The sequence below is a fragment of the Variovorax sp. LjRoot130 genome, from assembly GCF_964253755.1.
Taxonomy (GTDB): domain Bacteria; phylum Pseudomonadota; class Gammaproteobacteria; order Burkholderiales; family Burkholderiaceae_C; genus Variovorax.
In genome coordinates this window covers 892,984-905,799 of the sequence record NZ_CAXURM020000002.1, presented here as the reverse complement: position 1 = coordinate 905,799, position 12,816 = coordinate 892,984, and the positions used below count along the sequence as shown (strand labels likewise).

12 protein-coding genes are annotated in these 12,816 nt (G+C 63.8%); 1 reads left to right on the top strand and 11 read right to left on the bottom strand.

Features of this window, described 5'->3' with window-relative positions; translation table 11 throughout:
* The first annotated feature begins 206 nt into the window (after window positions 1-206).
* Window positions 207-1,295: a phenylacetaldoxime dehydratase family protein gene (locus tag ACSQ86_RS34145; protein ID WP_436306809.1), complete on the top strand. Its 1,089-nt coding sequence runs from the start codon at window positions 207-209 to the stop codon at window positions 1,293-1,295.
* A 94-nt stretch (window positions 1,296-1,389) separates the two neighbouring features.
* Here ACSQ86_RS34145 and ACSQ86_RS34140 read toward each other — a convergent pair whose 3' ends face one another.
* The 11 genes from ACSQ86_RS34140 to ntrB all read right to left on the bottom strand — a co-directional run bounded on the left by ACSQ86_RS34140 (window position 1,390) and on the right by ntrB (window position 12,815).
* Window positions 1,390-2,103 (bottom strand): IclR family transcriptional regulator, encoded by a 714-nt coding sequence (locus tag ACSQ86_RS34140; RefSeq protein WP_436297775.1) that lies wholly within the window; start codon window positions 2,101-2,103, stop codon window positions 1,390-1,392.
* Between the two features lie 72 nt (window positions 2,104-2,175).
* Entirely contained in the window at window positions 2,176-2,892 is a 717-nt protein-coding gene (locus ACSQ86_RS34135) for an ABC transporter ATP-binding protein (protein WP_436310640.1), read from the bottom strand.
* A complete protein-coding gene (locus tag ACSQ86_RS34130; RefSeq protein ID WP_436310639.1) occupies window positions 2,889-3,647 on the bottom strand; it encodes an ABC transporter ATP-binding protein in 759 nt (252 codons plus the stop codon). Before ACSQ86_RS34130 ends, ACSQ86_RS34135 begins: the two co-directional genes overlap by 4 nt.
* Window positions 3,644-4,504: a branched-chain amino acid ABC transporter permease gene (locus ACSQ86_RS34125; RefSeq protein ID WP_436310638.1), complete on the bottom strand. Its 861-nt coding sequence runs from the start codon at window positions 4,502-4,504 to the stop codon at window positions 3,644-3,646. Before ACSQ86_RS34125 ends, ACSQ86_RS34130 begins: the two co-directional genes overlap by 4 nt.
* 94 nt (window positions 4,505-4,598) lie before the next feature.
* Window positions 4,599-5,456, bottom strand: coding sequence for a branched-chain amino acid ABC transporter permease (locus ACSQ86_RS34120; protein ID WP_436310637.1), 858 nt, complete (start codon window positions 5,454-5,456; stop codon window positions 4,599-4,601).
* Between the two features lie 7 nt (window positions 5,457-5,463).
* Window positions 5,464-6,663, bottom strand: coding sequence for an ABC transporter substrate-binding protein (locus ACSQ86_RS34115; protein ID WP_436306811.1), 1,200 nt, complete (start codon window positions 6,661-6,663; stop codon window positions 5,464-5,466).
* Window positions 6,664-6,713: 50 nt separating this feature from the next.
* Window positions 6,714-8,177 carry an FAD-dependent oxidoreductase gene (locus ACSQ86_RS34110; RefSeq protein ID WP_436306812.1) on the bottom strand — a complete coding sequence of 488 codons (1,464 nt, stop codon included), beginning with the start codon at window positions 8,175-8,177 and terminating at the stop codon, window positions 6,714-6,716.
* 40 nt (window positions 8,178-8,217) lie between these two features.
* Entirely contained in the window at window positions 8,218-9,696 is a 1,479-nt protein-coding gene (locus ACSQ86_RS34105) for an aldehyde dehydrogenase (RefSeq protein ID WP_436310636.1), read from the bottom strand.
* Between the two features lie 310 nt (window positions 9,697-10,006).
* Window positions 10,007-10,948 carry a LysR family transcriptional regulator gene (locus tag ACSQ86_RS34100; RefSeq protein ID WP_436310635.1) on the bottom strand — a complete coding sequence of 314 codons (942 nt, stop codon included), beginning with the start codon at window positions 10,946-10,948 and terminating at the stop codon, window positions 10,007-10,009.
* Window positions 10,949-11,118: 170 nt separating this feature from the next.
* Window positions 11,119-11,967 (bottom strand): ABC transporter ATP-binding protein, encoded by an 849-nt coding sequence (locus tag ACSQ86_RS34095; protein ID WP_436310634.1) that lies wholly within the window; start codon window positions 11,965-11,967, stop codon window positions 11,119-11,121.
* Window positions 11,964-12,815 carry a nitrate ABC transporter permease gene (ntrB, locus tag ACSQ86_RS34090; protein ID WP_436306816.1) on the bottom strand — a complete coding sequence of 284 codons (852 nt, stop codon included), beginning with the start codon at window positions 12,813-12,815 and terminating at the stop codon, window positions 11,964-11,966. The genes ACSQ86_RS34095 and ntrB overlap by 4 nt, the downstream gene beginning before the upstream one ends.
* Window position 12,816 lies beyond the last annotated feature (1 nt).

Below are 12,816 nucleotides of genomic sequence, written 5' to 3'. Positions count from 1 at the left end.
GGCTGCCACCGATGCGGGCGTCCCCAGGCAAAATCGCACATCGGGTTGCGCCTATGTGGCAAGGCGGCCTTGGGCAACTTCTGCACGCTCCATTGCGCAGATTCGCCTTGCGTAGGCTTCGGCATGATCAACATACTGCGATTCCCGCCGGAATTTCGCTGCGCAGGGGATGGGCCTCACCTTGGCGGCATCCGGCAAAAGAAGCTATGACTGCAAAGCTGATCGAGAACGCGCCCGCGGAAGCCTATGGCCCGTCAGAGCGAGGGTTTCCGTTGCGCAAGCGCGAGGACTTCGTTCCTCAAGTGCAGCGCTGGTCTTTCCAATTGCCGCCCGACTGCATGCAGATGCGCGTGGGCTTTTGGGCAGTGCAGGGCACGGACGACGGAGCGCTCGCGCGGAGTGCGTTCTTCCGCTGGGCACAGGATGCGCTGTCGCATGCCGCCGGTCCCACGACCTTCGATATCGCGCGCTTCACCGATAGACAGGGACTGCGCAACCATGTCATCGCCGCCTATTGGGTTGACGAGGGCCGGTTTGAACGTTGGCGATCCGACGACGTACTGCAATCGTGGTGGGCCTCGAAAGAGCGCCTGCACGACCAGACGGGCGTGTGGCGCGAGGTTCTGCGTGTGCCGCGAGAGCGCCAAGAGAGCATCTACTGGCAGGACTACCCCGCAGGCTTGATGTCGAGCGATGAGGTTGCGATCTACCCTACTCCCTACTGTGGCTACTACGGTGCGATGCGCGACCGGATTCCCCTGGCTGCGCGCGATCCTCTGGATGCACCGGAAGGCGCCATGCTGGTCGCGCAGTCCGGGCGTGCCGGGTACGGCGAGCGCTGGCGGATCACGCCGCCTCACAATCTCGCCGTGATCCGGTCCGCCAATACGTGGGGGCGCATGGACGAAGAGCAACTGGCCGACTACGAGAGGAATCTCCAGCAGCCGCTGCAAGACGGCATGGCGTATCTGCGCGAATCACCGTTGCCCACAGGCTGTGCTTCGCTGAGGATGCAGCGCAAGTTCGACGCACAGGGGCGCCCACTGCCCGAGGAGCATGCGCTCGGGCATTTTTTATCGCTGCGGCACATGGAGGCGTGGGCGGAGAACCACGCGACGCACGCGGCAATCTTCAAGGCTGCGACCTCTCGCTACAAGCGCTATGGCGAGGACAACCAGCTGCGTACCTGGCATGAAGTTTATGTGCTTCCGGCCGGCGATCAGCTCTTCGAGTACATCCATTGCGGTCCGGAGACCGGTCTGCTGCGATGGTTCGACGGCGAGCGTGTGGGCTGAGGGGGCCTCACGTGTTATGCAACCCACTTGAAATACGGCGGGCCCGCCTTCTTGGTATTCGCCGAGAACCATAAGGGGCGCGCAGCGCTGCGCATCAAGAGGCGGCATCGAACCACGTGGCGTCGCCACCGAAAAGATCGGTCAGCTTGCGTGCCCCGGCGAAAAGCGCCTGAAGCATCGGCGCCTGATCGACGTTCTCGAAGCGATAGCGCGGTCCGGAAATCGTCAGCGCGCCTACCAACTGTCGATTCACGCTCAGCACCGGAACCGACAAGGCCGCGATCTCCGCGTCGTACTCGCCGAACGAGGCGCAAGACATCTCGGCGCGGATGCGGTCATATTTCTTTCCGGTCTTCTTCTCACCGAAAGCCAGAAGCACCTGTGGGGCGGCGCCCTTGTCGATTGGCAAGCGGTCGCCTTCGCGGATCGCATCCCGGATCATGCGGGCCGAGTCGACCCGATGAAGGCACACCGCATGTTCACCGTCGCGGATATAGAACGATGCGCACTCGTAGGTTGCCTCGACCACTTCGCGCAGCACCTCGGGGACGTGTTCCGAGGTGCGGCATTGCCGCTGGTAGATCGCACCGAGCCGCAGTGGCGCGGCACCCAACTGAAAAGAGCCGTCGGCCAGGCGCTTGAGGTAGCCCATGCGTTGCAGTGACTCGGCCAGCCGCAGGATCGTGCTCTTGTAGAGCCCCGTGCGCCGCGCAAGATCGGCGAGCGTCAACGCATAGTCCAGTTCGTTGAAAGCGTCGAGCAGGCTCAACGCTCGTTCCACCGCGCTTACCCCGGAATCATCGGCCATCGAATGCCACCCTGAAGAAGTTCGATCGAGTTTAGCGCGCCCTCCCGGACACCACGCCCCCGTTGGCTACTCTCAATGCGCGTCCACGTCCAGGCCCAGGAAGCGCTCGAGCAGCGAGGCGTCGGCATCGAGATCTTCCGTTCGGCCTTCGTAGACAACAACACCTTCCTCGAGGATGTAGTGCCGCCGGGCGAGCGTGCGGCAGACCGCGAAGCTCTGCTCCACCAGCACGATCGGAGTGCCCGATGCGCCAACGCCGCGAATGAGTTCCGTGAGCTCGTCCACGATCACCGGCGCGAGGCCTTCCGTCGGTTCGTCCAGCAACAGCAGCCTGGGGCCCTGCACCAGCGCGCGCGCGATGGCGAGCATCTGCTGCTCGCCACCGGAGAGCGCGCCGCCGAGGTTGCGACGGCGCTCGCGCAGACGCGGAAACTCATCGTAGACGCGGTCGAGTGTCCACCCCGCGTGTTTGCGCTGCGCGATCTGCAGGTTCTCCTGCACCGACAGCAAGCTGAAGATGCCGCGGTGGGCGGGCACCAGCGAGATGCCGCGGCGCGCAATGTCGTCGACCGCCATGCCGGCGATGTCGACGCCTTCGAAGCGCACCGAGCCGGCATGCGCACGCAGCAGTCCGACGATCGTGCGCATCGTCGTGGTCTTGCCCATGCCGTTGCGACCGAGCACGCTCACGATTTCGCCCGCATTCACGTGCATTGAAACGCCATGCAGGACGTGGCTCTTGCCGTAGGACGCATTCACGTCTTCCAGCACCAGGATGGCGTCGCTCATGACTGACTCCCCAGATAGACCCGCCGCACCTGGGCGTTCTCGCGGATTGCCGTCGGTGCGCCTTCGGCGATCACGTTGCCCTGGAACATGACGGTGATGCGATCGCTGATCCCCATGACCACGCGCATGTTGTGCTCGACCAGCAGCACCGCGTACCGGGCCTTGAGTCGCTGCAGCAGTTCGGTGATGCGAGGCACGTCCGCAAGGCCGAGTCCGGCCAGCGGCTCGTCCAGCAGCAGCAGGCGCGGTCGGGCGGCGAGGCACATGCCGATCTCCACCACGCGCTGCACGCCATGCGCGAGTGCGGCGACCGGTGTCGCAGCATGGCGCGTCAGTTCCAGCTCGCGCAGCACGTCCATGGCAACGTCGAGCCTTTGCGTCTCGCGCGTCCAGTTGCTCCAGAACCTGTAGGACCGCGACGGCTCGACGCCCATCGCCGCCATCTGCAGGTTGTGCAGCACGCTGCTTTCACCGAACAGGCTCGTCACCTGGAAACTGCGCGCCATGCCGAGCCGGGCTCGCCGATGCGCCCCGCAGCGCGTGATGTCCTGCCCCTCGAAGATCAAGCTGCCGCGGCTGGCCGGCAGGCGGCCGCTCACGATGTTGAAGAAAGAGGTCTTGCCCGCGCCGTTCGGGCCGATCAGCGAGTGCAGCCCGGTCGTGCCCAGTTCGAGGTCGATCTTGCCGACCGCGGTGAAGCGACCGTAGTCGAGCCCGAGCCCGCGCGCGCAGAGAAAGGGGTTGCCCGTGGTCATGCGTGATCTCCCGCGCGCACGCTGCGTCGAGCCCGCCAATGCGCCAGGGCGCCGCCGAGCCCGCTGGGCGCGAACAGCACCACGGCGATCAGCACAAAGCCGACGATCATCTGCCAGCGCGACCACAACTGAGACAGCTGCTCGGCCATCAAGGTCATGGCGAGCGCGCCGAAGGCCGCGCCAAGAAGCGACCGGCGTCCGCCGAGGATCGCCATGATGAGGATGGTCTCGGAGGTCATGAGATCAATGTTGGACAGCGGCGCCGAACGCAGCTGCAGCGCATAGAGCGCGCCGGCCAGCGCGGTGATGCCCCCCGAAAGGCAGAAAGCCAGCAGCTTGAGCTTCTGAACGTCGTAGCCGGCGGTCTGCGCGCGCACCTCGTTTTCGCGCACCGCATCGAGTGCGCGGCCAAAGGGCGAACGCACCACGAGGCGCAAGAACGCGATTGCAAGCACGAAAACCATGGCGATCAACGCATACTGGCTAGCGCCTTCGCCGACGATACCCTCAAGGCCCGTGATGGGGCGCGGAATGTCGAGCAACCCGTTTTCGCCGCCGGTAAGCTGGGGGAACGACAGCGCCGCAAAGTAAGCGAGCTGCGCCATCGCAAGCGTGATCATCACGAAATAGATGCCACGCTGGCGAATGCTCAGCATGCCAATCGCCAGGGCCACGATCATGCCGGCCATGATGCACACGAGCAGTGCCGCCATGCCCGCGCCCGGTGCCGCCTTCAGCACCATGCCGACGGCATAGGAGCCCACGCCGAAGAAGCTGCCCTGCGCGAAGCTCAACAGACCGGCGTAGCCCAGCAACAGGTTGCAGGCGGCCGCCGCAATCGCGAACACCAGCACCACGCCGGCCGTGGCCGTCGAGCCCATCACCAGCGGCATGGCCAGCGCAAAGGCAGCCAGCGTCACGCAGAACAGGCCGGAAGAATGTTTGATCTTTTCAAGCACGGCCGAACAACCCTTTGGGCATGACGAGAAGGATCGCCGCCATGACGATGAAGATGGCGAGGCGTGCGCCCTCGGGCCAGATCGCGCTCATCATGCTTTGCGTGACGCCGATGATCAGTCCGCCCACCAACGGCCCGCTGAAGCTGCCGATGCCCCCCAGGACAACGACGACGAACGCGATCACGATTGCCTCTGCGCCCATCGAGGGATCGGCGCCGCGCAGCGGTGCGGCGAGGCCGCCCGCCAGCCCCGCCAGGCCGGTTCCCAGTGCGAAGGTCAGGGCATAGACCCTGCTGACCCTGATGCCGAGCAGGTTGAGCATCTCGGACGATTCGTTGCCTGCACGCACCCGCGCGCCGAACAGCGTGCGTTCGAAGAGAAACCACAGGCCCAGCCCCACCACCGCACAGACCGCGAAGATGAAGATGCGGTAGACCGGCACCGGATAGGCGCCGAGCATCAACACGCCGGCAAGCATGTCGGGCATGGGCACCTGCTGCGACTCGGGCCCGAAGATCATCACCACGCCTTCGGTGAGGATGAATGTCAGGCCGACTGTGATGAGGATCTGCGACTCGTGCGGCATGCGATAGGTGCGCCGCAGCAGCCAGCGCTCCGCCACCACCCCGATGACGGCCACAGCCGCGAACGACGCGGCAAGGCCGAGCAGGAAGCTGCCGGTTTGCGCAGTGACGAACATCGCGGTGTAGGCCCCGATGAGGAACAGTGCACCATGCGCGAAGTTCACGAATCCGAGTAGCCCGAAAATGATGCTCAGGCCCACGGACAGCAGGAAATAAACCATGCCGACCCCCAGCCCATTGAGCGCCTGGAACAGGTAGATGTTCATGGCGTGCTCACACCAGCTTGCAATCCGACTCGGCCTGGGGAACCAGTGCACGCGACGAGGAGAGGATGTCGGCGTAATCGTCCGCGTCTTTCATCGCCGCTTTCTTCTTGCCGCGCACCAGCAGGTAATTCTTGGAAACCTGGTGATCGAAGGGGCGGATCTGCTCGTCGCCGGTGAGGCCCTGGTAGCTGTGGCCCTCCAGCGCCTTCACGATCGCGGCCGGCTCGTCGCTGCCGGCGCGCTTGGCGGCGTCGAACATGAGCGTGGCGACCTGGTAGTCGGCGGCCGAGTAGAAGCGCGGATTCTCCTTGAACTCGCCCTTGTAGACGCGCACGAAATCCTTGTTCGCGGGGGTATCCAGCGTGTGCCAGTACTGCAATCCGAAGTACATGCCGTCGGTCACGTCGGCGCCGAGCGCCTGGAAAGTGTCGAGTCCGGAGAACCACACGACCACCACAGCCATGCGCTGCTTCAGGCCGAAGGTGGCGGCCTGGCGCAGCAGGTCGAGCGTGTTGGCGCCGAAGTTCAGTACCACCAGCACATCGGCCCCGGACCCCATGGCGTTGCCAAGGTAGCCCGAGAACTCCTTCTCGGCCAGTGAGTGGTAGCTGTTGCCCACGTGTTCCAGCTTCGTTTCCTGCATCACCGCCTTCGCGTTGCGCAGCAGCGCTTCGCCGAACACGTACTGGCCGGTGATGGTGTAGACCTTCTTCCACTTGGGGTTCTGCTGGATCAGGGGCCGCATCACGGTGTTGACCGCTCCGTAGGTCGGCAGGCCCCAGCGGAACGTGGAGCGGTTGCAGTCCTTGCCGGTGACTTCGTCGGCACCGACATAGGTGATGTAGACGCCCTTGTTCTTGTCGATCTCCTTCATGATCGCCAGGGCCTCGTTCGACAGCGCGGCGCTGCCGAAGTGCCGCGCCTTGTCCTGGTCGATGGCCTGCTGCACCTTGCGCACGGCGATGGCGGGGTTGCCTTCGCTGTCGATCTTGCGGTAGTCGATGGGCCGGCCCAGCCCGTTGCCGAAGGCCGTGACTGCCGCGCGCACGCCAAGGTCGCTGTACTTGCCGCTGGTGGCAAAGTTACCCGAGAAGGCGTTGACGCTGTAGTAGCTGAAAGGCTTGGCCTGCGCGATAGCGAAGCGCGGCAGCATCAACGAGCCGGTCGCGACGCTGCCCGCGACGGTGAGAAAGGAACGACGGTCCATGGTGTGTCTCCGTTGGTTTTTTGAAGTGGATGCGCGCGCGGTTGCGGGACTCAGGCCGGCTGCGTGGCCGCGGCATGCCGGCCCGCGCGGCGGCCGAAGACCAGGCCGCGCAGCACCGAGGTCGAGCCTGTGTAGACCTGGTGATAGATGCCCATGGTTTCCCCGGCGGCATACAGCCCTGCGATGACACGGCCGTCCTGATCGAGCACCTGCGCGTCGCTGTTGACCTTGAGGCCACCGAAGGTGAAGCAGTTGGTGGAAATGATCGGATAGGCCTGGAACGGGCCCTTGTCGATCGGCCGCGACCAGTGGCTCTTGCGGACTGCAAGGCCGGTGGTGGCGCGGTGATCGACGTGCAGCGGATCGAAGTCGCCCTCGTCTTTCGGGCAGGCCGCGTTGAACTCGCTCACGGTGCGCGCGAGGCTGTCTGCGGGAACGCCGATCTGGGCGGCCAGTGCCTCCAGCGTGGGCGCGGTGATGGAGGGCTGGTCGGAGCGGATGCTGGTTCGCCAGCGCGGGATGTCCTCGACCTTCGCGTCGAAGATCACGTAGCTGATGCCGTCGGGTTGATCGGCAATGCAGCGTGAGATGTTGTCGTAGTGCGCGTCCACCGTGCCAGGGGCCTCGTCGGTGAAGCGGTGCCCGTGCTTGTCGACCAGGATGCCGTAGGGATAGATGAAGACCACCGCTTCGGCCATCTTCGAGCGTGGGTCCACCGGCTCCGCGTGGTACGAACCGTACTCGCCGGCGGGTGCCGCGCCGGCAGCCAGCGCCATGCGAATGCCTTCGCCCTTGTTGTAGTAGCCCCCGATGGCCACCGGACGGATATGCTTGCTGCGAAGGCCGATGTAGCGGGTCATCATTTCGGGATTGCCCTGGAAACCACCGCTGGCGAGCAGCACCTTCCTCGCGCGCAGCACCTCGCGCACGCCGTCGGGACGGGTTGTGACGACGCCATTCACTGCGCCCTCCTCCCCACGCACCAGGTCGATCGCAGTGGTCTGATAGCGAATCTCGCCACCAAGCGCGAGTGCTTTCGCGCGCAGGGTTTCTATCAGCGCCAAACCGCCGCCCATTGCCGCTATCCGCGTGGTGTTCTGGGTCAAGAGGTATATCGGCTGGGGGCCGAACTTCAATCCCAGTTCCTTGAGCCATGCAAGCGTGGACGGCACCGACTGCGCAAAGGCTGATATCACTTCTGGATCGGGCAGCGAATGCGCCTTTGCGAAAGCCGGCTGAAGCGCCGCGTCGTCCGTCAGTGCGTTGAGCACGTTGGGATCGATGTTCCAGCCAGCGTTGTGAGCGAAATGCTCTTCGAAGTCGTCCGAGACTTCCGAGTCGTTCTTCATGCGCATGTAGGCTTCGGTCCAGCGCGAATTGCCGCCGAAGTGCTCTTCCTCCGAGCGCTCGAGGTTGACGACTTTGAGCCCCGCTTCCAGCGCAGTGACCGCGGCCGAGAGGCCGGCGACGCCGCAGCCGACGATCAGCAGGTCGGTTTCCATCTTTGAATTCATGTTGTCTCCGGAGGTGGCGCGCGGGCGCCGGGGTTGGGGGTCAGCCGAGCACGAATGCGTTGGTGCGTGACGGTTGCGTGGTGATCCAGACGCTCTTGCTTTGCAGGTATTCCTTGATCGCGTCGACGCCGCCCTCACGCCCGATGCCGCTGCGCTTGTAGCCTCCGAAGGGCGTGGTGAAACTGGTGGCGCGGTAGTTGTTGACCCACACCGTGCCTGCCTTCAACCGATCCGACATGTGGAACGCGCGATGCAGGCTCTGCGTCCATACGCCGGCTGCGAGACCAAACTGCGTGTCGTTGGCGATGCGCAGCGCATCGACCTCGTCGTCGAAAGGAATCACCGAGAGCACGGGGCCGAAGACTTCTTCCTGCGCAATGCGCATGTCGTTGGTGACGTCGGTAAAGATGGTGGGCGCCACGAATTGGCCTTGTCCGTAGCCTTCGCCGGTGAGCGCATGGCCGCCGAGCATGCACTTGGCACCGCCAGCCTTTGCGATCTCGATGTAGCCCAGGATCTTCTGGAATTGGGCTGCTGTAGCGATGGGCCCGACCTGGGTTTCCATCTTCGCCGGGTCGCCCACGATGGCTTTGCTTGCGACGTCGATGAGCATCGCGACGAAGCGGTCGTGGATGCCGCGCTGTACCAGCAGCCGCGAGCCGGCCATGCAGGTCTGCCCGGCCGCACCGAAGATGCCAGCCACCGCGCCCATCACGGCCTGATCAAGGTCCGCGTCGTCAAACACGATGTTGGCGGACTTGCCTCCGAGTTCGAGCGTGACTTTCTTGAATTCCCGGGCGGCAATCTCGTTGATCTTCTGGCCGGCAACGTCGCCGCCAGTGAAGGCCACCTTGGCCACCAGAGGGTGGCTCACGAGCGGCTCCCCGACTTCACCGCCAAAGCCGGTAATGACGTTGAAGACGCCCGGCGGGAAGCCAGCCAACTTCACCAGGGCGGCCAACTCCAACAACGAGCTCGACGTGTACTCCGAAGGCTTGACCACCATTGTGTTGCCTGCTGCAAGCGCCGGCGCGATCTTCCATACCGTCAGGGCGAGCGGAGAGTTCCAGGGTGTGATCGCCGCGACCACACCAAGAGGTTCGTGCTTGACGTAATTGAAGACGCCGGTCTTGTTGATCGGCACCACCGCGCCCTGGACCTTGTCTGCCAGGCCTGCGTAGTAGTGAAACCACTGGGCAACGTTGTGGACTTGCCCACTGACCTCGGCGATGAGCTTGCCGTTGTCGCGCTGCTCGGTCTCTGCCAGAACGTTGACGTTCTGGCTCACCAGGTCAGCAAGCTCGCGCAGCAAGGCGCCACGCTGCGTTGCCGTCAGATCGCGCCAAGCAGGTGCTTCAAGCGCGTCATGCGCGGCGCGCACCGCGAGGTCGACATCTGCCACCCCTCCCCTCGGAACCTCGGCCCATGCTTTGCCAGAGTAGGGCTCGGTCGATTCGAACCAGACACCGGAGGCCGGGTCGATCCATTCGTTGTTGATGAACAGCTGGTATCGCTTCATGCGCCTGTCTCTCGTGTGTCGATGGCCGAAAGTCTAGGACAATTCTAAAATACATGCAAGCATTCTGCGCGGTAGAACGCCAGAACCGTGACAGCCGTGGCTGCGCGCAACCTAGGCGTTGTCATTGATCGTCGTGTTCTCGAAGGAAAACGCTGGGCTCACGCTGGCGCAACTTGCCAGGCACGAGGATCAGCCTGACGCTGCCGCCGGAGCCGTCGTCGGGGATCTGCCTTGGCGCCACCGCAGCGTTGGTTGATGACATCCACGCAAGCGAAGAACGGTCTTGCTAGCGAGCCTCGAACTCACCACACTAGCCGCGCGGATCAACGTCCGGGGGGCCGTTGAGCCATTCTTGCTTCGACTCGAACAGCCGCCGAAGATGCTCGGTGACGGCTCGGATCCGGGACGAGTATTGGAGGTCATGGTGCACGCTCACCCAGAGCGTTCGCATCACCCTCGCCGTGTCGGCAAGCACCGGCACCAGCGTGTCCTCTTTCACTACGGAGAACTTGGGAAGCAACACCAGGCCCAGCCCAGAGGCTGCGGCGGCCATCTGCGCCAGCATGCTGTTGGATTGGAAGCTCATGTTCGGTCTTGTGATCAGCTCGTCGAGCCAGCGTACGGCGTCGAGCTGGATCAAGTCGTCCAGATATCCCACGAACCGATGCTTTGGGAGGTCGGCCAGACTCGCGGGTGTTCGGTAGTTCTCGAGATAACTCCGCGAGGCATACAGATACAGCGCGAACGAGCCCGCTGTCTCGCATGCCAATCCCTGGCCGATCGGTTTGAAAAAGCTGACGAAGATATCGGCTTCCCTGCGGCTCACATTGACGATCGAAGAGGAAGTCACCAGTTCCACCCGCAGCTTGGGGTACTTGCACAGCAGCGATTCGAGGTGGCGAGCGACGAAGGTGGTGCCGATCCCCTCCATCATGGCCACACGCACGCTGCCCGAAGGCTCCCTGTCGGTTCCGCCGAGCTCCTCCTGAAGCGACAAGACCGCCCGCTCCATGTTCTCGGCCTGGAGCGCGAGGAGATGCGCCAGCTCGGTAGGCTTGAGTCCGGCGCGGTGACGTTCGAAGAGCGGGCCGCCCAGGCACAGCTCCAACTGCGACAGCCGTCGGCTGACCGTGGAATGATCGATATGAAGCTGCCTGGCCGCCTGGGACAGGCTGCCGGTGCGGTTGATATGCAGAAACAGGCGCACATCGTCCCAATCGAGGTTGGCGAGGGGTACCTTTTTGGTCGTCATGCGCCCTTCTCGTGCATCGTCGTGTGCAATCTTGCTCCTTTGGCCGGTCGGCCAGTGGTTACTAGATAGCATTTCACATGGAGATGCGCAATACAAGGGAACGCGCGGCCACGCGTGGCGGCTTCTTAGTCCGAGCGCAGCAACTCGGAATGAAAGATCCCGGGGTGAACTCAGCCTGTAGGCTGCTCGACGTGCGCCTGGCGTCGGTACAGGAAGTCCATCAGTGCGCGCCTGCACTCCGCATAGGTGGGGTCGGTTGCCAGGCTGACGCGGTCGCGCGGGCGTTCGATCGGGACGTCCAGGATCTCCCCGATGCGTGCCGCGGGACCGTTGGTCATCATGACGATGCGGTCCGCAAGGAGCACCGCCTCGTCCACGTCATGCGTGACCATGACGACGGTGCTTTCGGTTTTCTCGACGATGCCGAGCAGTTCGTCTTGCAACTTGGCCCGCGTGAGCGCGTCGAGCGCGCCGAAAGGCTCGTCCATCAGCAGGACCTGAGGTTCCATGGACAGCGCTCTGGCGATGCCGACGCGCTGCTTCATGCCGCCGGAGATTTCGCTAGGCTTCTTGTGCGCGGCATGAGCCAGGCCGACCATCGCAAGCGCCGCTTCGGTGCGGTGATCGACCGCGGAAGCGGACTCGGCACGAAACACGCTGTACACGGCCATGCGCACGTTGTCGAAGCAGCTAAGCCACGGCAAGAGAGAATGGTTCTGGAATACCATCGCCCGCCGAGGTCCCGGCCCACGGATGACCTCCCCATCGCACGAGACGGTTCCAGCGGTCGGGGATGCCAGGCCGGCGAGAAGATTGAGCAGCGTGGATTTGCCGCAACCGGAATGGCCGATCAGGGCAACGAACTCGCCTCTGCGGATCTCGAGGTTGATCTCGCTGAGCGCGGGAAATTCGCCATTGGGTGTGCTGAAGGTCTGCCGCACATTGCAAACGCGCAGAAACCCGGGCGTGGTGGTCGAGACAGTTGAGAAAGACGGCCGCAACATCGTCTGACCTCTCATTCACGGAAGCTCAACTGCTTCATCAATGCGCCGAGCGCCTGGTCGAGCACCAGACCGACAATGCCGATCATGACGATGGCGACGATGATGCTGGAGATCTGCAAGTTGTTCCATTCGTTCCAGACGAAGAAGCCGATGCCGCTCTGGCCCACCACCATTTCCGCCGCCACGATCACCAGCCAGGCGATACCGATCGAGATGCGCATTCCCGTCAAAATCATGGGAACTGCTGCCGGAAAGACGATCTTGCGCGCGCGCTCCAGTGGTGTGAGTCCGATGACGCGACCGACATTGGTCCAGTCCTGACGCACGCTCGCGGTGCTGTAGAGGGTGTTGAGCAGGATGGGCCAGATCGAGCAGATAAAGATGATGAAGATCGCCGAGGCGCCGCTGTCCTTCAGCGTGTAGAGCGCGAGTGGCATCCAGGCCATGGGCGAGACAGGCCGCAGCAGCTGGATAAAAGGATTCAGCGCCTGGCCCAGCCATGGAACCAACCCCAGCAAGAATCCCAAGGGAACGCCGACCAGCACGGCCAGCGCGTAGCCGCTGAACACGCGCCTGAGCGAATCGAGCAAGTGCCAGGCAATGCCCAAGTCGTTCTCGCCGTTGCGGCGGAATGGGTCCGCGAACAGTTCGCCAGCGCGCTTGAACACGTCTATCGGCGTCGGAATGGCCGAGCGCTCCACGGATGCACCGGGGCTCTTGCCCATCAGCCTGTCGTAGTCCGAAATCTCCGCCGGCGCACTGCCGCCCCCGCTGGAGGCGAGAACATGCCAGACCGCCAGAAGCAGCAAGCCGATCGCCAGGGTAGTCAGCCAGGAGCGTGAGGTCGAGATCGAGCTCTGCATG